The 26240-nt window shown below is 64.6% G+C and carries 24 protein-coding genes; 16 read left to right on the top strand and 8 right to left on the bottom strand.

The genetic code is table 11. The features are described 5' to 3' along the window. Positions 1–774, bottom strand: coding sequence for a YqcI/YcgG family protein (locus tag HU772_RS12885; RefSeq protein WP_186659438.1), 774 nt, complete (start codon positions 772–774; stop codon positions 1–3). Positions 775–947: 173 nt separating this feature from the next. Here HU772_RS12885 and HU772_RS12880 point away from each other — a divergent pair, with 173 nt between their 5' ends. Beyond that, positions 948–1868, top strand: coding sequence for a LysR substrate-binding domain-containing protein (locus tag HU772_RS12880; RefSeq protein WP_186659437.1), 921 nt, complete (start codon positions 948–950; stop codon positions 1866–1868). A gap of 54 nt (positions 1869–1922) precedes the next feature. Here HU772_RS12880 and HU772_RS12875 read toward each other — a convergent pair whose 3' ends face one another. Further along, positions 1923–2828, bottom strand: coding sequence for a LysR family transcriptional regulator (locus HU772_RS12875; RefSeq protein WP_186659436.1), 906 nt, complete (start codon positions 2826–2828; stop codon positions 1923–1925). A gap of 114 nt (positions 2829–2942) precedes the next feature. Here HU772_RS12875 and HU772_RS12870 point away from each other — a divergent pair, with 114 nt between their 5' ends. The 7 genes from HU772_RS12870 to HU772_RS12840 all read left to right on the top strand — a co-directional run bounded on the left by HU772_RS12870 (position 2943) and on the right by HU772_RS12840 (position 14228). Continuing rightward, positions 2943–4148, top strand: coding sequence for an MFS transporter (locus HU772_RS12870; RefSeq protein ID WP_186659435.1), 1206 nt, complete (start codon positions 2943–2945; stop codon positions 4146–4148). An 87-nt stretch (positions 4149–4235) separates the two neighbouring features. Further along, positions 4236–6596 carry a DNA polymerase II gene (locus tag HU772_RS12865; RefSeq protein WP_186659434.1) on the top strand — a complete coding sequence of 787 codons (2361 nt, stop codon included), beginning with the start codon at positions 4236–4238 and terminating at the stop codon, positions 6594–6596. 78 nt (positions 6597–6674) lie between these two features. Then, the gene (locus tag HU772_RS12860) at positions 6675–11201 is read left to right on the top strand and encodes an NEL-type E3 ubiquitin ligase domain-containing protein (protein ID WP_186659432.1); all 4527 of its coding nucleotides are present in this window, start codon (positions 6675–6677) and stop codon (positions 11199–11201) included. 193 nt (positions 11202–11394) lie between these two features. Then, positions 11395–11937: a DUF4174 domain-containing protein gene (locus HU772_RS12855; RefSeq protein ID WP_186659430.1), complete on the top strand. Its 543-nt coding sequence runs from the start codon at positions 11395–11397 to the stop codon at positions 11935–11937. Between the two features lie 167 nt (positions 11938–12104). Next, positions 12105–12593, top strand: coding sequence for an HvfA family oxazolone/thioamide-modified RiPP metallophore (locus tag HU772_RS12850; RefSeq protein WP_186659428.1), 489 nt, complete (start codon positions 12105–12107; stop codon positions 12591–12593). 92 nt (positions 12594–12685) lie between these two features. Beyond that, the gene (locus HU772_RS12845; protein WP_186659427.1) at positions 12686–13513 is read left to right on the top strand and encodes an HvfB family MNIO-type RiPP peptide maturase; all 828 of its coding nucleotides are present in this window, start codon (positions 12686–12688) and stop codon (positions 13511–13513) included. Position 13514: 1 nt separating this feature from the next. Then, positions 13515–14228: an HvfC family RiPP maturation protein gene (locus HU772_RS12840; RefSeq protein WP_186659425.1), complete on the top strand. Its 714-nt coding sequence runs from the start codon at positions 13515–13517 to the stop codon at positions 14226–14228. Between the two features lie 4 nt (positions 14229–14232). On the opposite strand, the gene HU772_RS12835 is transcribed toward HU772_RS12840, so the two are convergent. After that, entirely contained in the window at positions 14233–15177 is a 945-nt protein-coding gene (locus tag HU772_RS12835; RefSeq protein WP_186659423.1) for a DMT family transporter, read from the bottom strand. Between the two features lie 103 nt (positions 15178–15280). Here HU772_RS12835 and HU772_RS12830 point away from each other — a divergent pair, with 103 nt between their 5' ends. Together HU772_RS12830 and HU772_RS12825 are read left to right on the top strand one after the other, a co-directional pair. Continuing rightward, entirely contained in the window at positions 15281–16165 is an 885-nt protein-coding gene (locus HU772_RS12830; RefSeq protein WP_186659422.1) for a LysR substrate-binding domain-containing protein, read from the top strand. A gap of 124 nt (positions 16166–16289) precedes the next feature. After that, a complete protein-coding gene (locus tag HU772_RS12825; protein WP_186659420.1) occupies positions 16290–17444 on the top strand; it encodes a GGDEF domain-containing protein in 1155 nt (384 codons plus the stop codon). Between the two features lies 1 nt (position 17445). Here HU772_RS12825 and HU772_RS12820 read toward each other — a convergent pair whose 3' ends face one another. Next, the gene (locus HU772_RS12820; RefSeq protein ID WP_186659418.1) at positions 17446–17769 is read right to left on the bottom strand and encodes a DUF2790 domain-containing protein; all 324 of its coding nucleotides are present in this window, start codon (positions 17767–17769) and stop codon (positions 17446–17448) included. 252 nt (positions 17770–18021) lie between these two features. Here HU772_RS12820 and HU772_RS12815 point away from each other — a divergent pair, with 252 nt between their 5' ends. Further along, complete coding sequence (locus HU772_RS12815; RefSeq protein ID WP_186659416.1) at positions 18022–19365, top strand: OprD family porin; 1344 nt, start codon at positions 18022–18024, stop codon at positions 19363–19365. Between the two features lie 93 nt (positions 19366–19458). Here HU772_RS12815 and HU772_RS12810 read toward each other — a convergent pair whose 3' ends face one another. Then, on the bottom strand, positions 19459–20505 hold the full coding sequence (locus HU772_RS12810; protein ID WP_186659414.1) for a YVTN family beta-propeller repeat protein: 1047 nt from the start codon (positions 20503–20505) through the stop codon (positions 19459–19461). Positions 20506–20605: 100 nt separating this feature from the next. Continuing rightward, the gene (locus HU772_RS12805; RefSeq protein ID WP_186659412.1) at positions 20606–21430 is read right to left on the bottom strand and encodes a protein phosphatase 2C domain-containing protein; all 825 of its coding nucleotides are present in this window, start codon (positions 21428–21430) and stop codon (positions 20606–20608) included. Positions 21431–21613: 183 nt separating this feature from the next. On the opposite strand from HU772_RS12805, the gene HU772_RS12800 reads away from it, so the two are divergent. The 3 genes from HU772_RS12800 to HU772_RS12790 all read left to right on the top strand — a co-directional run bounded on the left by HU772_RS12800 (position 21614) and on the right by HU772_RS12790 (position 22878). Next, positions 21614–21988: a VOC family protein gene (locus tag HU772_RS12800; protein ID WP_186659410.1), complete on the top strand. Its 375-nt coding sequence runs from the start codon at positions 21614–21616 to the stop codon at positions 21986–21988. Beyond that, on the top strand, positions 21985–22296 hold the full coding sequence (locus HU772_RS12795) for a DUF2388 domain-containing protein (RefSeq protein WP_186659408.1): 312 nt from the start codon (positions 21985–21987) through the stop codon (positions 22294–22296). The genes HU772_RS12800 and HU772_RS12795 overlap by 4 nt, the downstream gene beginning before the upstream one ends. A gap of 102 nt (positions 22297–22398) precedes the next feature. Beyond that, on the top strand, positions 22399–22878 hold the full coding sequence (locus HU772_RS12790) for a VOC family protein (RefSeq protein WP_186659406.1): 480 nt from the start codon (positions 22399–22401) through the stop codon (positions 22876–22878). Here HU772_RS12790 and HU772_RS12785 read toward each other — a convergent pair. Beyond that, a complete protein-coding gene (locus HU772_RS12785) occupies positions 22868–23521 on the bottom strand; it encodes a helix-turn-helix transcriptional regulator (RefSeq protein WP_186659404.1) in 654 nt (217 codons plus the stop codon). The two genes, HU772_RS12790 and HU772_RS12785, sit on opposite strands and share 11 nt — an antisense overlap. A gap of 228 nt (positions 23522–23749) precedes the next feature. Between HU772_RS12785 and hisN the strand changes: the two genes are divergently transcribed. Together hisN and HU772_RS12775 are read left to right on the top strand one after the other, a co-directional pair. Continuing rightward, positions 23750–24541, top strand: coding sequence for a histidinol-phosphatase (gene hisN / locus HU772_RS12780; RefSeq protein ID WP_186659403.1), 792 nt, complete (start codon positions 23750–23752; stop codon positions 24539–24541). A gap of 95 nt (positions 24542–24636) precedes the next feature. After that, positions 24637–25371, top strand: coding sequence for a hypothetical protein (locus HU772_RS12775; protein WP_186659402.1), 735 nt, complete (start codon positions 24637–24639; stop codon positions 25369–25371). A 42-nt stretch (positions 25372–25413) separates the two neighbouring features. On the opposite strand, the gene HU772_RS12770 is transcribed toward HU772_RS12775, so the two are convergent. Beyond that, positions 25414–26112, bottom strand: coding sequence for a pirin family protein (locus HU772_RS12770; protein WP_186659401.1), 699 nt, complete (start codon positions 26110–26112; stop codon positions 25414–25416). Positions 26113–26240 lie beyond the last annotated feature (128 nt).

Raw genomic sequence — 26240 nt, 5'->3', positions numbered from 1 at the left:
TCAGTTCTCGATCATGGGTTCAGCGGTTGCGGTATGGAACGGGCAGCGCGCCGGGTTCAGCGAACCGGGCTCCTGCAATTGGTATTGCTGCCATTCGAAGTTGTCGTCCTGGCCGAAGAAGCCAAGCGAATCGGGCATCACGCCATCGTTGTAGTGGCGCACCCGCTCACGAATGCGCGCGCGGATGCGTTGGCCGCTTTCGGTGCCGGCGCTGGCCACTTCGTCGAAGCTCTCGCGCGGGTTGATGACGAAGGCGATGTGCTGGCCCAGGTTGCGGCTTTTCATCAGCCGATGGCCGGGGAAGCTCATGTTGACGAACAGCGGCATGCCGGCGAAGCAGAACGCCCAGCGAGCGTCGTGCGGGTCCTGTGGCACTTCGTTTGGCCAGGGTTGCGGGTCGCGGGCATGGACCTGTTGCAGTACCGCCCAGGCCAGGCGTTGCTGCTCGGCCAGGGTGCTGGCCGGGTCGGTTTGCAGAAACACCAGCAGCGGATGACCGATGCGCTGCTTGAGCGGGATCGGCGCGACGGTGCGGATGTAGTCGGCCAGGCCCCTGGCGATGTCGTCGGCCAGCTGGCTGGCGCGGGCGAAGATGATGTGGCAAGTGCGCGCGCTGACCGCCTTGCGCCCGAACAGGCACGGGAAGTCAGGGTTGGCCAGGGTTTGCTTGAAATGTTCTATGGTCTTGTGCGTCCAGTGATGCTGGTTGTGCACATGTTCATCGGCGAGCTCTAGCGCATCCAGGCGGTAGCAGTGTCCATAACCCGTAAACATGATTTCCCCAGGTATATCCGTGTGAGTGCGTTAAAGTGATTTTTCCGTCATATCCATGCGGGTTGGCTATATAAAATTGTTATTTACCAGCATTTTCGGTGAGGGTCGCTGCGTTGTAAAACGCCTGGAACTATGACCTACTATGAGCCTCATTCATGCTCTGGAAGGCCTTCATGTCGGAACGGATTCACGCCTTGCACGCCCTGCGGGCCTTCGAAGTGGCCTCGCGCTATGGCTCTTTCACCCGTGCCGCCCAGGAGCTGGCCCTCACCCAGGGGGCGGTCAGCCACCATATAAAGACTCTTGAGGCGCTGTTCGGTTGCGACCTGTTCGAGCGCCGCGGCCCCAAGCTGCGCCTGACCGAGCATGGCCGGCTGCTGGCCCAGGAACTCAAGGTCGGCTTCAAGATCATCGAGAACGCCTGCGCGCTGCTGCGCCAGGACCGCTACGGCATCCGCCTGAAAGCGCCGTCGACGCTCACCGTGCGCTGGCTGCTGCGGGCACTGGACGGCTTCAAGAAGGCAGACAACAGCTGCTCGGTGCAGCTGTCCAGCGTATGGATGGACATCGACGCGGTGGATTTCTATTCCGAGCCCTACGACTGCGCCATCCTGCTGGGCAACGGCCGCTTCCCGGCCGAGGTCGAAAGCTTGAAGCTGTTCGACGAATGGCTGATTCCGGTCTGCCACCCCACCTACCTTGCCGACCCGGCGCCGCCGCTCTCGGTGCTCGAGGACTGCGAATTCCTCCACCCCTCGCCGGACCGCCGCGACTGGCGACGCTGGCTGGCGCGCCTGGATGCGCTGGACATCAGCATCGACCAGGGCCAGGTGTTCGATACCCTCGACCAGGGCATTTCGGCGGCCCAGCAGGGGCTGGGCATTTCGGTGGTCGACCTGGTGCTGGCCAGCGCCGACCTGGCGGCGGGTAACCTGGTCACGCCATTCCCCCAGGCGGTGGCCACCGGCGATGGTTACTACATGACCTGGCTCAAGGCCAGCCCCAAGGCACATCACATGCACAAGCTGCGTGACTACCTGGTGGCGCAGGTGCCGGCGTTGGCGCACAAGGACATCAGCTACCTGTACGGTTGAAATCGTGAGGGGAACGGGTAACGGCTTGAACATCGGTGCGCCGCACGGCGTTACTCATGTAACCGATCCCCCTGCACCGGTCAGTACATGCGCACTCATGAAATCGATGAATACCCGTAACTTCGGCGGCATCTGCCCACCTGAAGGCCACAGCAAGTAGAAACTGCCACGCCGTTCGATAAACCCATCGAGCACGCTCACCAGGGTGCCGGCCGCCAGCTCCCTGGCCACGCTGAAGTCCGGCAGGCAGGTGATGCCGCGGTCATTGAGGGCGAAGCAGATGCGCGTCTCGACATGGTTGCAGACCATGGCGATGGGAATGGCGTAGTCCTGCTCGGGATGTTCCCGGCGCAGCGGCCAGACCTCCAGCTTGCCGGTGCTGGGGAAGCGGTAGTGCAGGCAGCGGTGCCCAGCCAGGTCGCGCGGATGTTGCGGCGCGCCCTGTTCGGCCAGGTAGGCCGGGGAGGCCACCAGGCGGTGCTGGAAGTGCCCGAGGAACTTGGCGTTGAGGCGTGAATCCAGCGGCTGGCCACCGCGCATCACCACATCGAAGCCCTCGCCGACGATATCCACCATGCGGTCGCTGAAGTCCAGGTCCAGTTCGATATCCGGGTAGCGCGCCATGAACTCGGCCAACGCCGGCATCACCAGCCCGGTCACCTGCGGCAGGCTGACCCGCAAGCGTCCGCGCGGGGTGCTGCTGGCCTGGAACAGCGCCTGCTCGGTGGCCTCGATTTCGGCCAGGATGCGTTGGCTGCGTTCGAGAAACAGCGCGCCTTCGGCGGTCAGGGTGATGCTGCGGGTGCTGCGGTGGAACAGGCGCACCCCCAGGCGGTTTTCCAGGCGCGCCACGCGCTTGCCCACCGCCGAGGCGCTGATCCCCAGCGACTGGCCGGCAGCGACAAAGCTGCCGGCTTCGGCGACCCGATTGAACACCACGAAACCGTTGAGGCTGTCCATGCTGCGCTCCGATTAAGGACGTTTATGTCCTGTATGAGCGGCATTCTACCCATCTTTTTCCTTAATGCCTTGCCGCCACAAGCTATCGGCCTTGACCAATAGTTAGAGGCCCCCATGCATACACCTTCCCCGGCGATCCGTGTCGCCACGCCTGACGCCAAGGCCAACCGGCTCCCTGTGAGTGGGTTGCTGGCCTTGGCCCTGACCGGCTTCATCGCGATCCTCAGCGAAACCTTGCCCGCCGGCTTGCTCGACCAGATCGCCACGGGCATGGACATCAGCCAGGCCATGGCCGGGCAGTGGGTCACGGCCTATGCCCTGGGCTCACTGCTCACGGCGATCCCGTTGGTGACCTTGACCCAGGGTTGGTACAGGCGCCGGGCGCTGTTGCTGGCCATCGGCGGCTTCGTGTTGTTCAACGGGCTGACCGCCGTTTCCCCTGATAACCAGCTGACCTTGCTCCTGCGTTTTTTCACCGGTGCCGCCGCTGGGCTGGCCTGGGGCCTGATTGCCGGCCATGCGCGGCGCATGGTGGCGCCTGCCCTGCAGGGCAAGGCGATGGCGCTGGCGATGCTCGGGCAGCCCATCGCGCTGTCGCTGGGCGTGCCGATCGGCACCTGGCTGGGGGCCTGGCTGGGCTGGCGCGCCACCTTCGTGGTAGTGGCGCTGGCGGCGTTGTTGCTGGTGGGCTGGGTGCTGCGGGCGGTGCCGGATTTTCCGGGCCAAGTGGCCGGTCGGCGCCCAGCGGCGCTGGCGGTATTGCGTACCCCTGGGGTGGCGCGGGTGCTACTGGTGATCCTGGCCTGGATCCTGGGGCACAACATTCTCTACACCTACATCGTGCCGTTGCTGGCGGCGGCCGGCATGGCAAATGAGGTTGGCCAGGTGCTGATGACCTTCGGCCTGGCGTCGCTGGCGGGTATCGCGCTGGTCGGCATCGGTGTGGACCGGCATTTGCGTGGGCTGGTGGTGCTGTGCCTGGCCGGCTTCGCCCTGGCAACGTTGGCGTTGGGGCAGGCGCAGGGCGCGGCGTGGCTGGTGCACGCCAGCGTGGCGTTGTGGGGGCTGACCTATGGCGGCGCGCCGACCCTGTTGCAGACGGCTTGCGCTGATGCGGCGGGCGAGGGCGGCGATGTGGCGCAGTCGATGCTGGTGACGGTGTGGAACAGTGCGATTGCTTTGGGCGGGATCATTGGCGGCTTGTTGCTGACCGGGATCGGCGTTGCGTCTTTCGGTACGGTGGTGCTGGGGCTGGTCGCGTTGGCTGGGTTGTTGGTATTGACTGGCCGTCGCGCCGGGTTCGCCAGCGGTGCTCGTTAGCCCTGCAAGCGTGTCGCGCTCATCAGCAATCTCTGCTGGAGCACGGTAGAATCGCGCTTTGCGCTCCAGCTTGACGAGGTCCACGCGGTGCAGTTGCAACAGGGGTTTGTCCTAACCCGTCATTGGCACGACACGCCCGCAGGCACTTGCGTGGAGTTCTGGCTGGCTACCGACCAGGGGCCCAGGCGTGTGTGCCTGGCGCCACAGCCGTCGGTAGCGTTCATTCCGGCCGAACAGGCGCAGCAGGCCCGTGCGTTGCTGGCCAACGAGCAGGGTGTCGAGCTCAAGCCCCTGCACCTGCGTGATTTCGACCAGCGCCCGGTACTGGGCCTGTACTGCCGCCAGCACCGTCAACTTATCGCCCTCGACAAGCGCCTGCGCGCGGCCGGCATCGAGGTGCTCGAGGCAGATATCCGCCCGCCCGAGCGCTACCTGATGGAGCGCTTCATCACCGCGCCGGTGCGGTTTGCCGGCAAGGCCGATGCCCAGGGTGTGCTGCACGACACCCAGCTCAAGCCCGACCCCGACTACCGTCCGCCACTGCGCCTGGTGTCGCTGGACATCGAGACCAGCGAGCGCGGCGAGCTGTACAGCATCGCCCTGGAGGGCTGTGGCCAGCGCAACGTGTACATGCTCGGCCCGGCCAATGGCGATGCCGCCCAGGTCGATTTCGAGCTGCAGTACTGCGTTGACCGGGCGGCGCTGATCGACTGCCTGAATCGCTGGCTGGCCCAGCACGACCCGGACGCGATCATCGGCTGGAACCTGATCCAGTTCGACCTGCGCCTGCTGCACGAACACGCCCGGCAGCTTGGCGTGCCCTTGTGCCTGGGCCGCGACGGTGCGCCCTTGCACCTGCGCGAGCACGGCAGCCGCAGCCACTTCTTCGCCGAAGCACCGGGCCGGCTGTTGATCGACGGCATCGAGGCCTTGCGTTCGGCCACCTGGAGCTTCCCTTCGTTCAGCCTGGAAAGCGTCGCCCAGCAGCTGCTCGGCGAAGGCAAGGCAATCAGCACGCCCTACGAGCGCATGGACGAAATCAACCGGATGTTTGCCGAGGACAAACCGGCCCTGGCGCACTACAACCTCAAGGACTGCGAGCTGGTCACGCGGATCTTCGCCCACACGCGGCTGCTGGACTTCCTGCTCGAGCGCGCCTCGGTCACGGGGCTGGCGGCGGACCGTGGCGGTGGCTCGGTGGCGGCGTTCTGCCATTTGTACATTCCGCACATGCATCGCCTGGGCTATGTCGCGCCCAACCTCGGCGGGCGTGCGGATGAAGCCAGCCCAGGGGGCTTCGTCATGGATTCGCGCCCAGGTTTGTACGATTCGGTGCTGGTGCTCGACTACAAGAGCCTGTACCCGTCGATCATCCGTACCTTCCTGATCGACCCGGTGGGGCTGGTCGAGGGGTTGCTGCACGCGGATGACGCACAGTCGGTCGAGGGCTTCCGGGGCGGGCGTTTCTCGCGCCACAAGCACTGCCTGCCGGCCATCGTCGAGCGCGTCTGGCAGGGGCGCGAGGCAGCCAAGCGCGCCGGCAACGCGCCCTTGTCGCAGGCGTTGAAGATCATCATGAATGCCTTCTACGGCGTGCTGGGCTCCAGCGGTTGCCGCTTCTTCGATCCACGCTTGGCGTCATCGATCACCATGCGTGGGCACCAGATCATGCGCCAGACCCGGGCGCTGATCGAAGCCCAGGGGTACGAGGTGATCTACGGCGACACCGACTCGACCTTCGTCTGGCTCAAGGGCGCGCACGCCGAGGAGGCCGCGGCGCGCATCGGTCGCGCGTTGGTGACCGAGGTCAACCAGTGGTGGCGTGAGCACCTGCGCCAGACCCTGGGGCTGGAAAGCGCCCTGGAACTGCAGTTCGAGACCCACTACGCGCGCTTTCTGATGCCGACCATTCGCGGCGCCGACGAGGGCAGCAAGAAGCGTTATGCCGGCCTGGTACGGCGGGCGGAGGGCGGCGAGGACATGGTGTTCAAGGGCCTGGAGTCGGTGCGCACCGACTGGTCACCGCTGGCGCGAGAGTTCCAGCAAGCGCTCTACGGGCGAATCTTCCGTGGCCAGCCATACCGTGACTATGTCCGTCAGTACGTGCAACGTACCCTGGCCGGTGAGCAGGACGACTTGCTGGTCTATCGCAAGCGCCTGCGCCGCCCCTTGGCCGAGTACCTGCGCAACGTGCCGCCGCACGTGCGCGCGGCGCGCCTGGCCGACGACTACAACCGTCACCTGGGGCGGCCCCTGCAGTATCAGCGCGGCGGCTGGATCAGCTACCTGGTCACCACGGCTGGCCCCGAGCCGCTGGAAAACCTGCAGGCGCCGATCGACTACGAGCATTACCTCAGCCGTCAGCTGCAACCGGTGGCCGATGCCATCCTGCCTTTTGTCGGCGATAGCTTCAGCGCCCTGATCAATCGCCAACTTCCCCTGTTTTGAGCGGGTGGTAATCATCCAGCGCCTGCGCTTTCCAGCAAGCCGCTAGTTTCGCGCCTCAATCATTCAGGAGGCGCGTAAATGGACAACACTCTCGATCCGCAGCGTGAAGCGGTGGATACGCTGGCACTGGAACAAGGGTATCAGGACGGCATTGTCGCCAAGCGTTTGCCGAGTTGGATCGGCGCATTGAAAGTGGCGCTGCCGACCGACCAGAACATTCCGGCCAATGGCCTGTACGCATCGCAGCATGATGCGTTGCACCAGGCATTCAAGACCAGCCTGCTCAGTCGCCAGCGTTTGCGCGCGGAGTTTGCGCGGATACAGGGGCTCGATACGTTCGCCAGGCCGTTGTTGCAGCGTGAGATGCGTGAGCGATTCGACAGCGTGCAGGACATCGACCAGTTGTTCTTTCGCGCCTATTACTTTGCGGCTTCGCCTCACCCCAGCTGGGCCAGCGGTCGCCAGCCGCAGATGGAACAGGACTACTACGACATCCCTTTGCTGGAAGCGGCGTTGTACAACTTTTCCGCGGTCGAGACGACGTCAGCAGGGCAACCACGCAACAACATGCTTGTCGATGCCTCGGGTGAGCGCTGCCTGCGGCCAACAGCGCTGGAGTTCGCGGTGCTATGCCGTGCCTTGGACCTGGGCGCGCGCTACCAGCAGCACCTGGGGAGCGTGCTCGACGCGTCCGCCGAGCGCACGGCCAGCGGCCACTGTGTCAGCGCGAGCTTGGCCGCGCTGTATCGCAGCGAGATGCTGATCGCCGCCTGCAAGGCGAAGTCCGAAGGGGTATTGAAGGCCGATGAACTGGCAATGGTGATCGCCCTATGCCAGAACGCAGAGCCAGGCACGTTGAACGAAGCCAAGGTAGTGGCCAAGCAGATGAAAGCTTTCGACTGCGACCTGCAGCAGATCGTGGTGCTTGATGTCCTGCAGGAAGGCTGGTTGTTCAATTCCAGCCGGCGTGTCTTGGTGTACATCCCAGGGGACCCGGACGGGCCGTGGAGTGCAAGTGACGACCTTGAGGCCTTTACCCGCAAAGTGCTGGGTAAGCGCCTGCGCAAGAAGCCCTACCAGCAGTTCTTCAGTCGTTTCGTGCGCCGGCGTGACAGCCAGGCGTTTTTCGCCAAGGTCGCAACCGAACTCGAGGATATCGCCGATTTCGCCACCCGAGAGATGGACCAGCATATGTCGGCCTACCCGCTGCCGTTGTTCGATCGGCTGGCCGCGGCGCGCATTGCGCAGATCAAGGACGATGCCGCCGCGATCGCCGTGCCTGCGGCAGCCATCGATCGCAAGCTGCAACGCGAGCATCGGCGGCGCCTGGAGGCCGAGGGCTGGACACTGCTCGGCCTGGCCAGCCTGTTCATTCCTACACTGGGAGCGCTGTTGCTGGCCGTCATGGTCTGGGAGCTGCTATCGGATGTCTTCCAGGCACTCGAAGATTGGCGAGACGGTGATACCAACGCCGCGCTGGATCATGTTCTGGCGATTGCCAGGAAAGTGGCGATGGTCGGTGCGACTGCCGCAGTGGCCGGTGGCGTTACCCGTGCTTGGAATACGCTGGACAAACTGCTGCCCGCGCGCCTGGAGAACGGTACAGAGAAACTCTGGAGCGGTGACCTGACGCCGTATCGCGGCGCGGTCCCACCTGCCGACGCGGCTGTCGATGATCTGGGCGTTTACCGGCAGGGTGAACGTTGTTGGGTGACTCTGGAGGGGCACTACTATGAGGTACGCCAGCGTAGCGCCGATGGGCAGTGGCAAATACGGCCGCGCCAGGCGCACGGGCCGCTGTTGCGCAGTAACGGCGCTGGGGCCTGGCGCCTCTGGAGCGACCAGCCCGCCGAATGGGCCGACCCCTACCAGCTGTTCCGCCGCCTCGATGGGCCGTATCGGCAACTGGACGATGCGCAGGTCGACCAAGCTATGGCGATCCATGGGCTGAGCGCCGATCACCTGCGCGCGCTGCATGTTTATGGCCGGGCGCCGGAGCCGGAACTGACCGATACGGTGAGCCGCCTGCTGATCGATAGGCGTGTGCAGGCGCTGATCGATGGTCTGCGCAGCGCGCACGGTAGTGACGACAGTGGCGCGCTGGCCAAGGCCCAAGCGCTGCCGGGCGCGGCGGGGGGAACTGGGGCGGCCCTGGCCGATCTGGTGGCAACGCAGCGTCGGCAGCTACTGCAGCAACTGTACGATGAAACGCAATTTAGTGATGATGCCTCGGTCATGGCCTTGCGCAAGGTATTTCCTCGCCTGCATCTGCCGGCTGCCCGGCAGTTGATCAGGTCGGCCAGCCTGGTCGATCAGGATTACCTGGCCAGCAGGGGCCAGTTGCCATTCCGGCTGGTCCAGGCGGCCAGGGTCAGCATGTTGCATATCCGCATTGCCCGTGCTGGTGAGGCGCTGTTCTTCGAGGTGCCGCAGAACCTCGACCTGGCCAAGGTGGTGCTTGGCATGCTGGAGGCAGTGCTCGCCACTGCGCGCAGGCCGCATTGGCGGCTATTCGATGGCGAGGCGCTCAGGCCGGTGCTGACCAGCGACGGCGCTGGGCGCAGCTTCAGGTTGGTTCATCAAACGGGTCAGTTCACCTTGGAGGACGCATTGGGCATAGGCCTGGCGGGACCGGGAGAGCTGTTCGAAGTGCTGGTCAACGCCCTGGGTAGCGAGGCGCTTTCTGCGCTGGGCCTCGCCGAGCCCTATGCGACGAACTTGCGAGCCAGGCTGGCGCGCAGCTTTCCTGCGCAACGGCCTTTGATTGCTCGCTTGCTGGGCAAAGGCGAAGCCGAAGCCGGTACCGGTATCAATGCGCCGCAACGGCTGGATGACGGCAGAATCGGCTATCCACTGGGAGGCAACACCCTGAGCAGCCTTACCAGGGCCAATACCCGACCGCGCTCGTTACCTGCCCGGTTGCGCGACTTGTACCCGGCGTACAGCAACGCGCAGATCGAGGACTGGCTGATCAGGATGCACCTGGCGGGGCGGCCCGTCAGTGAAGAGCTGCAGGTGCTCGAGCAGCAGGCAGCCTTGTTGGATGATGCGCTGAAACAGTGGGAAAAAGCAGGCTTGCTCAGTGGCGACCGAGGTGCACGAGGCCGGTTCAGAGAGGCGGCGATGCAATGTTGGCGCGAGACGATTCCCTCGAGGATCAACCCGGTCGATGAGCGCCCGGATATTACCTGGACCTTTACCGGAGAGTCGCTGCGCACGTTACCGGCGATACCTGCGCAGGTCAGCTTTCCCCACGTGCGCAGCATTGCCTTGCGCGCCTTGAAAATAAAGGAGTTGCCCGATGAGTTCCTGCGCGCGTTTCCGCGGTTGCGCACCCTTGAGGTGACCGGTAGCAAATTGCAGCGCGTGCCTGTCAGCTTGATGCTCAAACCCACGCTGCGGGTTCTGGACCTTGCGCACAACCGCATCACGCTGGACTCGGCGCAGGCGACAGTTCTCGCGGGATGTCGGTCGCTGGTTTACCTCAATCTCTCGGGCAACCCCCTGGGCAGTGACTTTTCTGTTGCAACCATGATGCAGTTGAACGAGCTGCACCTGCGTGGGGCACAACTTTCGGCCGTACCTACGGGTGTATTGCAGTGCCCGCACCTCTACCTGCTGGACCTGACCAGCAACACCATCAACCAATTGCCCGAAGGCTTCCTGCAATCGACACTATGGCGCGAGGGCTACGTGGACCTAACCGGCAACCCGGTGGCGCTCAGGCAAAGTGTTGGCTGGCAGGCGGAGTGGGAAACCCCCTATGACAGCGAGGTCCCTCATCATTTGCAGTGGCTGGACCGTATGAGCAACGAGCTGCGAGACAGCATGGCCGTCGCTTGGTCTGGCGTGGACATGATGGACGGTTCGGCGAACTTCCTGCAATTGCTGGTGGCACTGACCCGTTCCGCCGACTTCAAGGATCCACGTACTTTCAAGTACCTGGCCGCGCGGGTGCTTGACCTGATGGAAAGCATGCTGGAAAACCCCGAGCTTGCCAGGGAGCTGCTGGACAATGCCGTGGTGGAGAATTGCGCGGACAACTCCACCGCCGTGCTCGCCGACCTGGAGGTGCGCAAGTTGCTGTGGCAGACCGTGCATGATTCACCTCCCGCCAAGCGCGGCGCGGCCCTGGTCAGGTTGGCGCGGCGTTTGTGGCGACTGGAGCAGGTCAAGTACCACGCCTGGCAGGATGCCTCGCGGACCGAACAAGGGCAGCGCGAATCGCTCGAGGTGGCGTTGATCTATTGCCTGCAGTTGCGCGAATCGCTGGAGCTGCCCGTCAGTGTCCGCGCACTGCGCTTTGCCAATGTCGTCGAGGTCGCGGCCGAGGATGTCGCCGAGGTCGAGCGCCTGGTCCTGAGCGGCGAGACGGCGGACACGCTGGCGATATGGATGCTTGAGCAGCCTTTCTGGGGGGACTATGTCGCGCAAACCTACCAGAGCAGCTTGAAGCTGCCACAGGCGTTCCACGACCAGTTGCAGGTGCTGGAGGAGCAATCCGCGTCGGCTGCGGCGTTTGCTGCGCTCAAGGAGCAGACCGAACAGTGGATCTACCAGAAGAAATTCGACCTGACCGTCGAGGCGCTGCACAAGTGGCCTTAGTCAAGATGTGGAGTCCGGCCTGGCGCATCTGGACTATGCTCAGGGCGTGAACGGCTTTGACGCGGAGCGTCCTGGACACGCCAAGTAACCTTTTGCCTGCCCCATAGGGCAGGCAGCTGGTTTAGGCTCCCGCGTCGGATCTTTCTCCCTGATCCGTAGTCTTTAGGTTTATCGAGAACACAAGGAGATGCGCATGCTCGTCCGGTCACTGACCCTCGCCACCTTGCTCGCCGTGGTCGGCCCTTTGTACGCCGCCGACAGCGATGCACCATTGGCCAAGGAACTGGGCAAGGCCAGGCCGTTGGTGGTGATCGCGCCCAGTAGCGCCGACCCGACGTTGCGTGGCTTGAACCAGGCCCTGGAGGATCCAGCCACCAAGGCGGGCTTCGCCGAGCGCAACCTGGTGCTGTACAGCGTCGCCAACATGATGGGCAAGCGCGAGGACAAGAACCTCGAGCAGCAGGCCACCATGGCCCTGATTCGCGAGCTCAAGCTGGGCGCGAGCAAGGGTACCAAGGTCATCCTGGTGGGCAAGGATGGCGAGCGGCACATTCTCAAGGACGACGACAGTGGCGAAAAACTTGACCCGCAAGTGATCTTCAAGGCGGTCGATGAGTTGCCGGCCAGCGAAAAAGCCATCACCGCGCCGGAGCCGGTGGCCGTGGCCCCTGAGGCCAAGCCCAAGGACAGCAAACCCGCCAAACCTGCCGCGCCGCCCAAACCGCTGGACGACTGAGGCATCCGCCACGGCCCTTTGCGCGAGCAGGGGGTCGTTTCTTGTATCGCTCTGTATCCTCCCGCCGCCACGACCGACTGTCATACAAAACCGCGCCAGCGGTGATACACCGACGACACACCGCTGCGGCCAAATGGCTCCACTTTCCAACCAAGTGGAGCAACACCATGAAAACGCGCAATACGCTCGGCCTGCTCGGCGCCACCCTGATCGGTGGCATGGTCCTGGGTAACACGGCCTTTGCCGTGGAACCACTCTCCCAGGGCTATCAGCTGGCCGCCGCCAAGACCCCCGGCGAAGGCAAATGTGGTGAAGGTAAATGTGGCGCCAGCGGCAAGGCCAGCCAAGGTGAAGGCAAATGCGGCGAGGGCAAGTGTGGCGCCAGCGCCAAGGCCGGCGCCGAGGGTAAGTGCGGTGAAGGCAAATGCGGCGATGCCTCGTTCGCCCGCACCGACACCAATCACGACGGCAAGGTATCGCGCGAGGAATTCCTTGCCGTGGCCAAGGACCGCGCCGGTGACTTCGACAAGATCGACCGCAACCACGATGGCTTCATCTCCGAGCAAGAGGCCTACGAGCATTTGGCCGCGATCTTCAAGGCCAATGGCAAGGCCATGCCTGATGGGCTGTTCAGCCACCTGACCAGCAAATCCTGACGCCCCAGCCTTGCAGGCGAGCCCGGCGCAGCGATGCAGCGCGCCGGGGTTCGCCGGCAAGCCGGTTTCCACGGCCTGCGAGAGACCTGGCAATGAATGCTTCTACCCCCCTGTACACCGGGCTCGGCTTGCGCCGGGGCCTGCTGCCCGAATTGTTGAACATGGATACCGCGGCGCTGGATTTTCTCGAGTGCGCCCCGGAGAACTGGATTGGCGTCGGTGGTGCCTTTGCCCAAGGCCTGGAACGCCTGGCCGAGCGTTTTGCCATCGCCTGCCATGGGCTGTCGTTGTCCCTGGGCGGCACCGAACCGCTGGACGTCAAGTTGCTCGCCAGTACCCGTGCCTTCCTGGACCGCCACCGGGTACGCCTGTACAGCGAGCACCTGAGTTACTGCACGGATGACGGACACCTGTACGACCTGATGCCCATCCCCTTCACCGAGGAAGCCGTGCAGCATGTGGCCGCGCGTATCCGCCAGGCCCAGGATGTGCTCGGGCGGCGTATCGCCGTGGAGAACATCAGCTATTACGCGGCGCCGTACCAGGCCATGGATGAGCTCACGTTCATTCGCGCCGTGCTTGACGAGGCCGACTGCGACCTGTTGCTGGACGTCAACAACGTATTCGTCAATGCCTGCAACCACCGCTACGACGCACAGGCGTTCCTTGCTGGCATCCCGCGCGAGCGAGTGGTGGGGATGCATGTGGCCGGTCACTATGACGAAGCCGAGGACCTCAAGGTCGACACCCACGGCGCACCGGTCAAGGAGGACGTCTGGGCCCTGTTCTCCAGCGCCTGTCGGCGCTTCGGCACGCTGCCTACGGTGCTCGAGCGTGACTTCAACTATCCGCCCCTGGCCGAGCTGCTGGCCGAGACCGCACGCATGCGTGCGCTGCAACTGGCCCACGGAGGGCACTGACATGTCCACGACCTTGCGCCTGCAACAGTTCACCCTGGCCCGGCACCTGCGCGACCCCAGCGCCAATCCGCCGCCGCCGGGCATTGAACCAAGGCGCCTGAGGGTTTACCGCGAGTTGTTCCTCGGCGCCATCGAAGGGCTGTTGGCGGGAAGCTTTCCGGTGCTGCGCGCGACGCTCGGCGAGCCTCGCTGGCGCGCCCGGGTGGCGGACTTCTATGCCCGTTACCGCAGCCAGACACCCTTGTTCACCGAACTTGCCGAAGCATTTATCGACTATCTGCAGGGCATCGAGCTCGATGCGCCCTGGCAGCTCGAACTGGCGCATTACGAATGGATCGAGGCGCAGCTGTACCTGAGCGATGCCGAGGACCCTCCCCATGATCCGGCCGGCGACCTGCTCGAGGGCGAGCCGCTTTTGTCGTGCGTGGCGCGGGTGTTGGCCTATCGTTGGCCGGTGGAGCGTATTGGGCCGGGGTATCAGCCAAGCGAAGTACCCGAGGCCTGCACCTTGTTGCTGGTGTATCGGGATGCTGGCCTGCAGGTGCGTTTCGCGCGCCTGGCGCCCATGGCCTGGCAACTGTTGGTGGGTTTGCCAGGCAGTGGTGGTGAGCGCTTGCGGGCGCTGGGTAATGACGAGGTTCAGCACCAGGGGCTGATGCTGCTGGAGCAGTTGCGCGAGCAGGGCATCATTGTTGGCACCGTGTCGCCCAGGTGAACGTCTAGCGTTGCGCGGCACTTGCCTGCGGCTCGGCTTTGTTCGCCGGCTTCAACCGCGACACGCCGAACAGCACCAGCGCCAGGCCGATGACCTGATACAGCGAGACCGTCTCGCCTAGGATCGCCCACGACGCCAGCACCGTCAGCACCGGCCCCAGGTTGCCCACCGCCGCGGTGTGGGTCGGGCCCATGCGCTGGATCGCCAGGGCCACCCAGTAGATCGGCAGCACCGTCGAGAACAGCGCCATCAAGGCCGCGTTCAGCCACACCGCGCTGGGCAGGCTCAGCAAGGGCGCGATATCCGCCACCAGCAGGTAGTGGGCCAACACCATCAATGACGACGCCGTGCCGCACAATCCGGCCAGGCGCATCGAACCCATGCGCTTGAGCATCATGCCGGTGCCCGAATAGTAGAGCGCGTAGGTCACCGCGCTGGCGAACACCCACAATGCTCCGACCAGCACCTGGCTACCGCCTCCGGCGGCGCCGATGTCATGCACGAAGGCGATCCCCAGGCCCAGGTAGCACAGGCCCATGGCCGCCAGGGTGCGCAGGCTCGGGCGCTCACGCTGGACCACGGCCTGGATCAGCAGCACCAGGGTGGGGTAGGTGAACAGGATCAAGCGTTCAAGGCCGGCGCTGATGTACTGCAGTCCGTAGAAGTCGAACAGGCTCGCCAGGTAGTAGCCGAACAACCCCAGCAGCGCCACGCGCAGGCCGGCGCCCAAGGTCAGCGGCGCGCCCTGGCCACGGCCGGACCAGACCAACCAGGCGAACAAGGGTAGGGCCAAGGCCATGCGCAACGCGAGCAAGGCGATGGCGTCCACCGGGCCGGCGGCATAGGCGAGCTTGACGAAAATGGCCTTGAAGCTGAAACCCAGGGCTGCCAGCACGGCATACAAGCTGCCATTGGCGAGGGCGCGGTGGAGCGGGGCGGGCAGGGTCATGGTCGATCCGTAACAAAATGAGTCTTGGCTTATTCTGAACAGAAGGTTGCCGCGCTAGAATCGCTTTTTCTGGAACATGGCGTTCTGTTTTGGAGAAGGCATCATGCACTTCGATCTGGCGGACTTGCGCCTGCTCGTGGCCATCGCTGCCACCGGCAGCCTGAGCAAGGCGGCGGCGAGCTTTCCGGTAGCAGTCTCGGCCGCCAGCACCCGGCTGCGCCAGTTCGAGGCGCGCAGTGGCCTGACGCTGTTCACCCGCAAGGCCGATGGCATGCAGTTGACGCCTGCCGGGCGGTTGCTGCTGGAGTCGGCGCGCGCGGTGCTGGGCGAGGCGCAGAAACTGCACGACACCCTCAAGGAACTGGCCGGGCAGCGGCGCATCGACCTGCACCTGGCGGTGTCCACCGTGACCAACAGCACCTTGCTGCCGGCGGTGCTCGGGCCATTTCTGGTCGATTACCCGCAAGTCGACCTGCAATTGGTCGAGCACAAGAGTGTCGATGTGCTGCGGGCCGTGCTGGCCGGGGACTGCGAGATTGGCGTGTACGACGGCAACCTGGTCAACGACGGCGTGGTGTCGCTGCCGTTTCGCACCGAACGCTTGGTATTGCTGGTGCCGGCCGATCATATGCTGGCCAGCCGTGACCAGCTACGGTTAGCCGACGCGCTGGGCTTTGCCTTTGTCTGCCTGCCGGCCGAGCGGGCCATGCAGCGCTTTGTCGAGGAGTTGGCGATGAGCTTGGGCATGCCACTGAAGGTGCGCGTGCGTGCACCGAGTTTCGAGGCCATCGCCCAATTGGTGGCCCAGCATGCCGGCATCGCCATGCTGCCTGAGACCGCAGCGCTGCGCGCCGAGCAGGAGTTGCCCGTGCGCCGAATCACGTTGGAGGAGCGTTGGGCGACACTGGAGTTGCGCATCTGCTTTCGCAGTTGGGAGACGTTGAGCAGCCATGGCCGGCAGTTGGTGAGTTTCCTGTCGGAGCAGTGAGCGGTTGTCGTTTGAGTGTTTTTTAGGGGCAATGACATCATTTGGATATTATTGGCCCTGTGCAACGCCCGGCGAACGCATACAATCCACTGCTTTGAACCGTACTGCACAGGTTTTACCCTCCATGGCGTTCGACGCTTCCACCATGCTGACCCTGACCATCGCGCTAGCCGCCGCCGCCGCGCTCTACCTGGTCGTAGAATGGCGCAGCGTGCGCGAATCCTCGCTGCTGTGCTGGAGCGCCGGGTTCGCCACCATCAGTGTCGGCTCCACCCTGGCGCTGTTGCGCGGCAGCGGTTACCTGTTCATCGGCATCTGGTTCGCCAATGGCATGCTGGTCGCCGCCCACTGGTGCTTTCTGCTGGGGGTGGCGCGCTTTACCGAAACCCGTCTGTCGCGCCTGTGCCTGCTGGCGCCGCTGCTCTGGGCGAGCTTGTTGCTGTTGCCGCAATGGCCGCTCTGGTCGAAGACCTTCCTGGTCGCCAACTCGCTGCTGGTCGCCGTGTTCACCCTGTATGCCAGCTGGTTGCTGCGCCTGCAGGGCAAGTCGCTGAGCGTGGGCGCGGTGCAGTTGCGCTACATCCTGCGCCTGCACGGGCTGTTCTACCTGGCCAAGACCCTGCCGGCGCTGCTGCCGGGTACCTTGATCGACCTGGCCGCGTTCCGTGGGCAGATCATCCAGGTGTCGCTGGTGGAGGGGGCGATGGCGATCATGCTGATCGCCCTGTCGATGACCGGTACCGTGCGCTATCGCCGCGAGGAGCGTATCGAGCGCCTGGCCGCGCGCGATCCATTGACCGCCCTGTACAACCGCCGCGCCCTGGAAGTGCGAGCGAGCAACCTGTTCAAGGCCGTCTCACCGACGAACCCGGGGGCCTTGCTGCTGATCGACATCGACCATTTCAAGCTGGTCAACGACCTGCACGGACACGCCGCCGGCGACCGCTTGCTGATCGGCCTGAGCGAGATGATCCGGGCCTTGTTGCCGGAGCGGGCAATCGCCGCGCGGCTCGGTGGCGATGAGTTCGTGATCTTGCTGGGTGGCACCTCGCGCGAGGTCATCGAGCAACTGGCCGCCACCTTGCGCCAGCAGTTCCAGAGTACCGCCGCGCTGTCGTTCAGCACCCCCGAGGCGGTCACCCTGAGCATCGGCGCCAACCTGTTCGATCACCCGCCAGCGAGCCTCGCGGCGTTGATCGAACAAGGCGATGCGCTGCTGTACGCCTCCAAGCGCGGCGGGCGCAACAGCCTGCAACTGGTGGATGGCCTGCGCGGCTGAGCTACTTGTTGTTGATGCATTGCGACATGACCGCGTAGCGCACGGTACGCAGGGTGCCCTGGCTGTCCTCGAAGGTCATTAGCCGCGGTACCACTTCGCAGGTGCGCGGGTCGCCCGACTGGCGCACGAAACGGGCGACGTCGAGTTTCATGCCGTAGCGGTAGTCGACGATCTCCGGCATCGGCTTGGCGCGGCGTTCGGCGTAGGCCGCCACCGCTTGCTGGTGATCCTCGATCAGTTGTTCGTTGCGTTGCTGGGAAAAGCCGGTGGCCTGGGCCGAGAGCGACAGGGCCAGCAGCGCGGCGATCAGGGTCGGTCGTAGCATGGTGCGAGTCTCCAAACGTTGGATTTCGCTGTCCACGCTAGCGATGCCCAGCCAACAGGGGCATGACGCCGGCGTTACAGATCTGAAAGGTCGCCGGCAAGCCGGTGCCGGCGCTGCCCGCATGACGCGATTGTAATTGCGCGATCATCTTCCCGTTATCCGCCAGCGGCGAGCATCAGCCTCGGCCGAGGCATCTGCCAAGACAGCGCCAAGGCCCGACAACAAGAACAGCCACACTGCGAGGCGCAACGGATGACCTGTAAACCCAACCTTTCCCTGGCTACCCTGGTAGCCCTGGCCGGCTTCGGGCCTGGCGCCTGGGCCGCTGAGGCCGGCGCCGAGGGCTTTATCGAAGGCAGCCGCCTGAGCGTGCTCAACCGCAACTTCTACTTCAATCGCGATCACCGTGATGGCCCGGCACCCACCTACAACAGTGGCAAGGCCAGCGACAACGGTTATTCCGAAGCCTGGGCCCATGCCCTGATCACTCGCTTCGAGTCGGGCTTCACCCAGGGCACCGTGGGCGTCGGCGTGGATGCCTTCGCCATGCTCGGCCTGAAGCTCGACACCGGTGGCGGACGCAATGGTGGACGCAGCTCGTTCGATGTGTTGCCGGTGGACCGCGATGGCCAGGCCCGCGACGAATACACCAAGCTCGGCGGCGCGGCCAAGGTGCGCCTGTTCGACACTGTGTTGCGGGTGGGCGACGTATTCCCGGTCAACCCGGTGGTGGCTGCTGGCGATTCGCGGCTGTTGCCAGAGAGCTTTCGTGGCCTGACCCTGGAAAACACCAGCGTGCGAGGGCTGACGTTGCAGGCCGGGCGCCTGCATGCGATGAGCCAGCCGGTGTCCAGCGACCTGCGCGAGAACTTCGCAACCTTCTACGGCGGCCCGGTGGACGCGCCCTGGATTGCCTATGGCGGCGGTGACTACACAGTCAACGACTATGTCAGCGTCAGCCTGTTCGGCAGCCGCCTCAAGGATGTGTGGAACCAGTACTACGTCGGTACCAGCGTCACCTGGCCGCTGAGCGATGAGCTGGCGCTGCTTGGCGGTTTCAACTTCTACAACGCCAGGGACGAAGGGCGCCAGCGCCTGGGGCAGTTCGACAACGACATCTGGAGCGCCAAGGTTGGCCTGCGCTATGGCGCGCACACCCTGGCCTTGAGCCATCAGCGCAACAACGGCGACGATGACTTCGACTACCTGCGCCAGTCCGACGCGATCTTTCTCGACAACTCCATCCAGTACAGCGACTTCAACTCGCCTAAGGAGCGTTCGTGGATGCTGCGCTACGACCTGAACCTGGCCGCCTATGGCGTGCCGGGCTTGTCGTTGATGACTCGCTATGGCCGCGGCAGTGATGCTGACTACAGCAACGCCAATGCCTACTACATGCGTCGCGACGCCAACGGCGACCCACTCACCGAGCAGAAGCGCTGGGAGCGGGATATAGAGGTCAAGTACGTGGTGCAGACCGGCGCAGCCAAGGATCTTGCGCTTCGCCTGCGCCAGGCCACCACCCGCGCCACCGCGTTCGAGTCGGACCTCGACGAGGTGCGGGTGATCATCGAGTACCCGCTGTCGATTCTCTGACAGCTATCGGATTCACCTGGGAAGCCCGTGAGCTCCTTTGGTAGCAGGTGAATATTTGGCGCCTCGCACGAGGCGCCTTTTTTTGCCTGTTGGTCAGCTTTCTGCCTTGGGCTGGATCACGATCGCCAGGGCATCGGGTTCGGGGCCTGCCTGCCAGCGGGCCTTCTCGGTCCAGTTGGCGGTATCGATCACCGCGACCTCGTCGCCGCCGCTGATCGCCACGTAGACCCGTTTGCCGTCGGGCGACACCACCGCACCGATCGGCAGCGCTTCCTCGCCCAGTTGCGTGCGACGGTATTCGGCGCCTTCACGGGCCAGGCCGATGCGCTTGATCTCTTTCTTGGCAGCCACATCGATCACCGCCAGCTCCGCCGATTTGGCACAAGTGACCAAGGCGTACTTGCCATCCGGGGTCATGGCGATGCGGATCGGAAACACCCCGGTACGGATCCGGTCGGTGACCTCCAGGCGCTGGGCATCGACGATCACCACTTCGTCACCAGCGCGGTTGCTGACCCACACTTGGGTCCCGGTCGGGGTCACCGCCACGCCTTCGCTGCCTTGTCCAGTGGGTATGTCAGCGATCTTCTTCTTGTGCAGCAGGTCGACCACCGACAGGCTGCCGCCGTCGACATGGGTGACGTAGGCGCGGTCGGCGCCGGGCGACAGCGCGACCATGTGCGGCTTGCCGCCGCCGACCTCGATACGGTCGAGCACCCGCCCCTGGGCCAGGTCGACGATCAGCAGGCGCTCGCTGTCCTCGGTGGTGACCACCACCCGTTGGCTGTCGGGCAGGAAGCGAATGCCGTGGGGGCGCGAGTCCTGGCCCAGGTCGATGGTGCGCAGCACCTTGCGGCCGGGCCAGTCGATCACGCTCAGGCTGTTGTTGGCCGTGCCTTGCACGCCATAGTTGCCGACCACCGCCAGCAGGCCGTTGCCGCTGACCACCACTTCGTGGGGGCCGGTGCCGACCGGCAGGCGGATGAGTTCCTTGCCGTTGCGGGTGTCCAATGCCGAGACGCTGGCATCGGCCTTGTTGCCGACCAGCAGGATATCGTCGGCGCTGGCCAGCGGGCTGCCGATCAGCAGGGCGCTGGCCAGGGCCAGGGGGAGGAGGGCTTTGCGATGAGTGTGGGGCATGTCCAGTCTCCTTTGGATTGCAATCCTTGTTGCAGGCTCAAAGGCTGTGACCGGCGGGGGGCCGCGAGAGTTTCAGTTTTTTCAGGCCAAGGTTGCGTGCCTACCGGGGGCCGACGATACGTAACCAGATCGCCGAGGCATCGTCGCTCATCTTGAAGCGTGGGTAGTCCAGGCAGGCGGCATCCTGCTGTTCGATCGCGCGCAGCGTCTGGGCCAGGTCGGCCAGGCCGTGGCTGTGCAGGCGCGCAATGAAGGTATCTGGGTCATAGGCGCGGTAAGTGTCGAACAGCGCGGCGAAGCCGTCGCTCATCAACAGCACATCGTCCCCGGGCGTCGCCGAAACACGGGAGTAGAGCGTACCCTCCCGGGACAGCGCCGCATCGACCCCCAGCACCGCCCGCGGCCGTTCGCGGGACGCGCGGCGGTCGGCCAGCACGGCCGGGGTGCGCACACCATGGGCACCGGTGCCAGGGCCCAAGGCGGCAGCCTCGGCCTGTTCGGCCTCGCGGTCCGGCTCTGGGGTGAGGAAGCGCACGGCATTGCCGCTGCGGTGCAGCACCACGCAATCGGCCAGGTGCGCGCAGACCAGTTCATCGCCCTCCAGGGCCACGGCGGCGAAGGCCGCGCGTGGCAGTTCCCAGATGGCCACGGGATCACGCTGGCGATCGCGTTGATAGGCTTGAGCGATCTCTTCGAACACGCTGTCGCAGATTGGCCGCAGCACGCCTGTGGCTCCAGCGAAGGCGCGCTGTGCGTTCGCCGCCAGCCACGCCGCGCCACCCCGTGCCCCGAGCAGGCCTGGCTCGCCGAGGTCGGTGGCGCCGTCGATCACCCAGGCATGGCTGTCGGCACAGCCGATCCGGTCGTCGTTGGGCGTGTCGTGCTTGCCGGCCAGGCTCAAGGCCTGGATCAGGTCGAAATGCATGTCGGGCTCCGTGCGGTGGGCGGCGTTCAGCTACCCGGTGCGCAGACCTTGAACCTTGTCGCGTCCTGCGTCAAACCCGCGCGGCGGATTTAGAGGCCTGGCAAACCCGTCATACAGCGTGCTTGCCGGACGGTTGGATAATCGCCATGATCCGGGATCGCCCAGGTTTTCAAGGAGACCAGCATGCTCGTCACGCCATTGTTGCGCTGCGCCAATCTGGAGCAAACCCGCCAGTACTATCGGGACGTACTGGGTTTCACCGTGTCCGACAGCGCAGGCTCGACCTTGACCGTGTGCCTGCAGGACAGCCACCTGCTGTTCACCGAACAGGACCTGTGGCCGCCGCAACCGATCGGCTGCACCGGGACGTTCTACCTGGCGATCGAGGGTATCGAGGCGTATTTCCAGCAGGTACGGGCGCAGGCTGAAATCGCCTGGCCGTTGCAGGACATGGATTACGGCGCGCGAGAGTTCGGCGTGCTCGATTGCAACGGTTACTACCTGGCCTTCAGCCAGCGGCGCAGCGATGCCGCTGACGCGGTATCGGCCGCTTCATGAGCCGGGCGAGGCTGTTGCTGGCCGGCCTGGCCTTTGCCGGCCAGGCTTGGGCGATGGACGGCAAGGGCAACTCGACTGACCATTTCACCGTGGGCTCCAGCCTGGGCACGGCGGCCGCCAGTGGCTCGACCAGCCACTCGGGCCGCACCTACCGGGCGGCCCGCGACGATGCCTTGTTGTTCATCGCCTCGGACGGCCGTTTGCGCGGCGCGCGGCTGGAGCAGGCGTTGCGTGCGTATCGCCAGGCGCATCCGCAGAGTCTGTCCAGCGATCATGACTTGGCCGAGGCGTTTGCCTGCCTGGGGTGAGCCGCCGATCGCCAGAACGCAGGCCGAGCGGGCAGGGGGACTAGACTTTTCGTACAAAGCCTAGACTCGAAGCACCCCTTCGAGGCCCCAGGAGACCTGCCCATGCATCCCAAGAACCTGATCTGCCTCTGGTACGACAACGACGCCGAAGCCGCGGCGAACTTCTACGCCAGCATCTTCCCCGACAGCCAGGTAACCGCGGTGCACCTGGCGCCGGGAGACTTCCCCTCCGGCAAGCAAGGTGATGTGATCACGGTGGAATTCACCGTGATGGGCATACCTTGCATTGGCCTCAACGGCGGCGATACCTTCCGCCACAGTGAAGCCTTCTCGTTCCAGGTGGCGACCGACTCCCAGGAGGAGACCGACCGCTACTGGAACGCCATCGTCGATAACGGTGGCCAGGCCAGCGTGTGCGGTTGGTGCAAGGACAAGTGGGGGCTGTCGTGGCAGATCAGCCCGCGCCTGCTCACCCAGGCCGTGGCGGGCAGCGATCGTGCGGCGGCCAAGCGCGCCTGGGAGGCGATGATGACCATGGGCAAGATCGATATCGCCGCGATCGAGAAAGCCATCAAAGGCTGAGCTCGCCGTACATCCAGCGCATCAGCGAATGCCGCCCGCTGATGCCCAGCTTGATCGCCGCGCGGCGCAGGTAGCTTTCCACGGTATTGACCTTCAACTGCAAGCGCTCGGCTTGTTGCGGCGCCGTATGCCCGGCCAGCAATCCAGCGCACACCTGCATTTCCCGCTCCGACAGGGCGATGCCGGTCTGGCGCAGGCGCTCCTCGAAACGTTGTTCCAGGCTTTCCGGTTCGCTTGCCGGGAGCGTGGCTGGCTGCAAGGCACTGATGTGTTTTTCCAGCATGGGCAACAACAACGGCGAAATGGCCTCCAATCGGCTGCGCTCGGTGGCGGAGAATCCATAGCGTGGATCGGCGCGCAGCACGGTGATCTCGTAGTGGTAGCCATTCTTGCGCCGGGCCAGGTGCAAGCGCGCCGGGTCGTCGAAGGCATCGCTCGGTTCGCCGGCGCTGAACACCGTCTCGCTGAGCAGGGTGGCTTCGACCTGCGGTGAGCACGCAGGCGCCACCCGGATCCGGCGGATATGGGTGGCGTCGATGGTCAGGTGGGTCTGGATCAGGTCGTGCAGATGCCGGGGGAAATGGCGGCTGCCGGTGCTGGCTATGACTTTGCCGATCTGCGGAAACAGCAGGTGCGAATTCATCGTGTCATCCATGAAGTGCGGTGGTACGGAAGGCCGTGCACGCCGGTGTCCAGCCTCCTTGGCTGGCGGCGGGGCCGTTGGCGCTGCTTGCTATCCTAGTACAACGATTGAGTGACGGTTAAATGAAGCGGTGATAATGGCATAACAATATCATTGCCTGCGCTGCCTGCCACGGCTGCCCGTGCACTGGGGTATGATGCGAGCCCTTTCCCCAATGAGGCCTGCACCATGTCCCTGACTGCCGAACAGACTGGCGAATTCCGCGCCTTCGCCGAACAGCTGGCCGATGCCGCCGCCAGCGCGATCAAGCCGTATTTTCGCGCTGAGCTGCAGGTCGAGGACAAGGGCGGGCGCCTGTATGATCCGGTCACCGTGGCCGACAAGGCCGCCGAGGACGCCATGCGCGCACTGATCCAGGCGCGTTACCCGCAGCACGGCATTCTGGGCGAGGAGCAAGGGACGGTTCAGGGCAGCAGCCCGTTGCATTGGGTGCTCGACCCCATCGACGGCACCCGTGCCTTCATCACCGGTTTGCCACTGTGGGGCACGCTGATCGCGCTCAACGACGGTGAGCGCCCAGTCATCGGCGTGATGAACCAGCCGTTCACCGGCGAGCGTTTCGTCGGCACGCCCGAGGGCGCCTGGCGCAGCGGCACGCCGCTGAAGACCCGTGCTTGCGGCGATCTGGCCAGCGCCACGTTGATGTGCACCACCCCGGACATGTTCGACACGCCAGCGCGCAAGGCCGCCTTCGAGCAGGTGGCCGGTCAGGCCCGGCTGATGCGCTACGGCGGCGACTGCTACGCCTACTGCATGCTGGCCTCGGGCTTCGTCGACGTGATTGTCGAGGCCAGCCTGCAACCCTACGACGTGCAGGCGCTGATGCCGATCATCGAAGGAGCGGGCGGGGTGATCACTGCCTGGGATGGCAGCAGCGCGCAGAACGGCGGTTGCGTGGTGGCCTGCGGCGATCCGGCCTTGCATGCACAGATGCTGGAGAAGCTGCGTCACGCCATGTGACACAAGGCACCATCGCACTTTTTTGCATTTGTGCGTTCTATGCATGGCCAGGCCGCGGCGATCCCCGTTGCGGCCGCCCCTTGCTACCGGTGCCGATGGCTGTACGACGACTTGCCCTGATCCCCCCGCGCCTGCTGTTGGCAGCTACCTTGGTTGCCCTGGGCGGCTGTAGCCAGCAGCAGGGTAGCGACCTGTTCAGCCAGTTACGCAACGGCAAGCCCGACGAGCTGTTCCAGACCAGTGTCGACCGCATGGCGACGTTGGCCATGCGCGACAACCTGCAGAGCCTATATCTGCTGATGAACAAGCTGTACCTGCGCAATCCCAGCCAGTGGAAGCAGTCCGGCTACCTCGATGCCACCACCGCGGCGCGGCAGATCCGTATCGCCATCGAGCAGCGCCAGCCTTTGCCACAGTTGGGCGATCGTCGCGACCTGGCGGCCTTGAGTTACGCCCTGAGCCCGGAGTTTCGCGGCGATCGGGTCGGTGCGTTCATCTACGCCATCGGCAGCATGCTGGTGACCGCCCATGGTGGGCGCACCGAGTTCTACATGACCGACACCCTCGACCCGCTGTTCATCAACAACGCCGCGCGCAATATCGAGAAAGCCACCTGGATGCTCGGCCAGCGCCAGGATGCCAACGGCGTGCTGCTGCTGTTTTCCAACGAGATATCCGAGCAGGGCAGCAACCTGAGTTTCGCCGTGGAGTTCGGCAAGGTGGTTGCACGCCTGGATTTGCTGGCGCAGATGCTCGATGAGCGCTACCGGCGCATCGGCCTGAACTATGCACAGAGCCTGTTGCTGATGAATTTCCTGCCGGTGCAGTGAAGGGACGGTTGCTGTTGGAGCCAGCAAGGCTGGCTCCAACACTCAGGCCACATCGACCAGGACGATCTCGCTGTCTTCCAGCGCAGTCACCCGCAGCATGGATTCCTCCGCGATCGCCACGCCGTCACGGGCCTTGGCCTGCAGACCGTTGATCTCGACTCGGCCCTTGGCCGGCACCAGGTAACCGCGGCGGCCAGCATCGAAGGCATACTCGGCGCTTTCCCCAGCCTTCAGGGTGGCCGCCACCAGGCGCGCATCGGTGCGGATGCGCAGGTGGTCTTCATCTCCGGCACGGCCGCTGGCCAGGGTCACGAAGCCCTCACCACGTTCGCCTTTGGGGAAGGGGCGGGTGCCCCAGGACGGCGCGTCGCCGACCTTCTCTGGAATGATCCAGATCTGGAAGATCCGTGTATCGACCTTCTCCAGGTTGTACTCGCTGTGGACGATCCCGCTGCCGGCACTCATCACCTGCACGTCGCCCGCCTCGGTACGGCCCTTGTTGCCCAGGCTGTCCTGGTGGGTAATGGCGCCTTCGCGCACATAAGTGATGATTTCCATGTCGCGGTGCGGGTGCGGCGGGAAGCCTGCGCCAGCGGCGATCAGGTCATCGTTCCAGACCCGCAGGTTGCCCCAGTGCATGCGCGCCGGGTCGTGGTATTCGGCGAACGAGAAGTGATGGTGGGCGTCGAGCCAGCCATGGTTGGCATGGCCCAGGCTTTCGAAGGGTCGCAGTTGCAGCATGATGGTGCTCCTCTGAGTCGGTGGAATGGGGCCATGATGGACGCTTGAAAGATCGAAAAAAAGCGTAAATATCGGCTTGATTTGATCTATTTATTAGATTTGTCTGTCTTCGATGCTACCTGCGATTC

Source organism: Pseudomonas xantholysinigenes, from assembly GCF_014268885.2.
Taxonomy (GTDB): domain Bacteria; phylum Pseudomonadota; class Gammaproteobacteria; order Pseudomonadales; family Pseudomonadaceae; genus Aquipseudomonas; species Aquipseudomonas xantholysinigenes.
The sequence above is the reverse complement of the archived record's forward strand: the minus strand, read 5'-3'. Positions and strand labels throughout refer to the sequence as shown.

Excerpts from the sequence above, each read along its gene's own strand:
- HU772_RS12830 (WP_186659422.1), top strand. The coding sequence starts at position 15,281 with ATGCACTTCGATCTGGCGGACTTGCGCCTGCTCGTGGCCATCGCTGCC.
- HU772_RS12775 (WP_186659402.1), top strand. The coding sequence starts at position 24,637 with ATGGCTGTACGACGACTTGCCCTGATCCCCCCGCGCCTGCTGTTGGCA.
- HU772_RS12835 (WP_186659423.1), bottom strand. The coding sequence starts at position 15,177 with ATGACCCTGCCCGCCCCGCTCCACCGCGCCCTCGCCAATGGCAGCTTG.
- HU772_RS12840 (WP_186659425.1), top strand. The coding sequence starts at position 13,515 with ATGTCCACGACCTTGCGCCTGCAACAGTTCACCCTGGCCCGGCACCTG.
- HU772_RS12785 (WP_186659404.1), bottom strand. The coding sequence starts at position 23,521 with ATGAATTCGCACCTGCTGTTTCCGCAGATCGGCAAAGTCATAGCCAGC.
- HU772_RS12820 (WP_186659418.1), bottom strand. The coding sequence starts at position 17,769 with ATGCTACGACCGACCCTGATCGCCGCGCTGCTGGCCCTGTCGCTCTCG.
- hisN (WP_186659403.1), top strand. The coding sequence starts at position 23,750 with ATGTCCCTGACTGCCGAACAGACTGGCGAATTCCGCGCCTTCGCCGAA.
- HU772_RS12805 (WP_186659412.1), bottom strand. The coding sequence starts at position 21,430 with ATGCATTTCGACCTGATCCAGGCCTTGAGCCTGGCCGGCAAGCACGAC.
- HU772_RS12800 (WP_186659410.1), top strand. The coding sequence starts at position 21,614 with ATGCTCGTCACGCCATTGTTGCGCTGCGCCAATCTGGAGCAAACCCGC.
- HU772_RS12790 (WP_186659406.1), top strand. The coding sequence starts at position 22,399 with ATGCATCCCAAGAACCTGATCTGCCTCTGGTACGACAACGACGCCGAA.
- HU772_RS12795 (WP_186659408.1), top strand. The coding sequence starts at position 21,985 with ATGAGCCGGGCGAGGCTGTTGCTGGCCGGCCTGGCCTTTGCCGGCCAG.
- HU772_RS12850 (WP_186659428.1), top strand. The coding sequence starts at position 12,105 with ATGAAAACGCGCAATACGCTCGGCCTGCTCGGCGCCACCCTGATCGGT.
- HU772_RS12825 (WP_186659420.1), top strand. The coding sequence starts at position 16,290 with ATGGCGTTCGACGCTTCCACCATGCTGACCCTGACCATCGCGCTAGCC.
- HU772_RS12885 (WP_186659438.1), bottom strand. The coding sequence starts at position 774 with ATGTTTACGGGTTATGGACACTGCTACCGCCTGGATGCGCTAGAGCTC.
- HU772_RS12810 (WP_186659414.1), bottom strand. The coding sequence starts at position 20,505 with ATGCCCCACACTCATCGCAAAGCCCTCCTCCCCCTGGCCCTGGCCAGC.
- HU772_RS12870 (WP_186659435.1), top strand. The coding sequence starts at position 2,943 with ATGCATACACCTTCCCCGGCGATCCGTGTCGCCACGCCTGACGCCAAG.
- HU772_RS12875 (WP_186659436.1), bottom strand. The coding sequence starts at position 2,828 with ATGGACAGCCTCAACGGTTTCGTGGTGTTCAATCGGGTCGCCGAAGCC.
- HU772_RS12770 (WP_186659401.1), bottom strand. The coding sequence starts at position 26,112 with ATGCTGCAACTGCGACCCTTCGAAAGCCTGGGCCATGCCAACCATGGC.
- HU772_RS12860 (WP_186659432.1), top strand. The coding sequence starts at position 6,675 with ATGGACAACACTCTCGATCCGCAGCGTGAAGCGGTGGATACGCTGGCA.
- HU772_RS12845 (WP_186659427.1), top strand. The coding sequence starts at position 12,686 with ATGAATGCTTCTACCCCCCTGTACACCGGGCTCGGCTTGCGCCGGGGC.
- HU772_RS12880 (WP_186659437.1), top strand. The coding sequence starts at position 948 with ATGTCGGAACGGATTCACGCCTTGCACGCCCTGCGGGCCTTCGAAGTG.
- HU772_RS12815 (WP_186659416.1), top strand. The coding sequence starts at position 18,022 with ATGACCTGTAAACCCAACCTTTCCCTGGCTACCCTGGTAGCCCTGGCC.
- HU772_RS12855 (WP_186659430.1), top strand. The coding sequence starts at position 11,395 with ATGCTCGTCCGGTCACTGACCCTCGCCACCTTGCTCGCCGTGGTCGGC.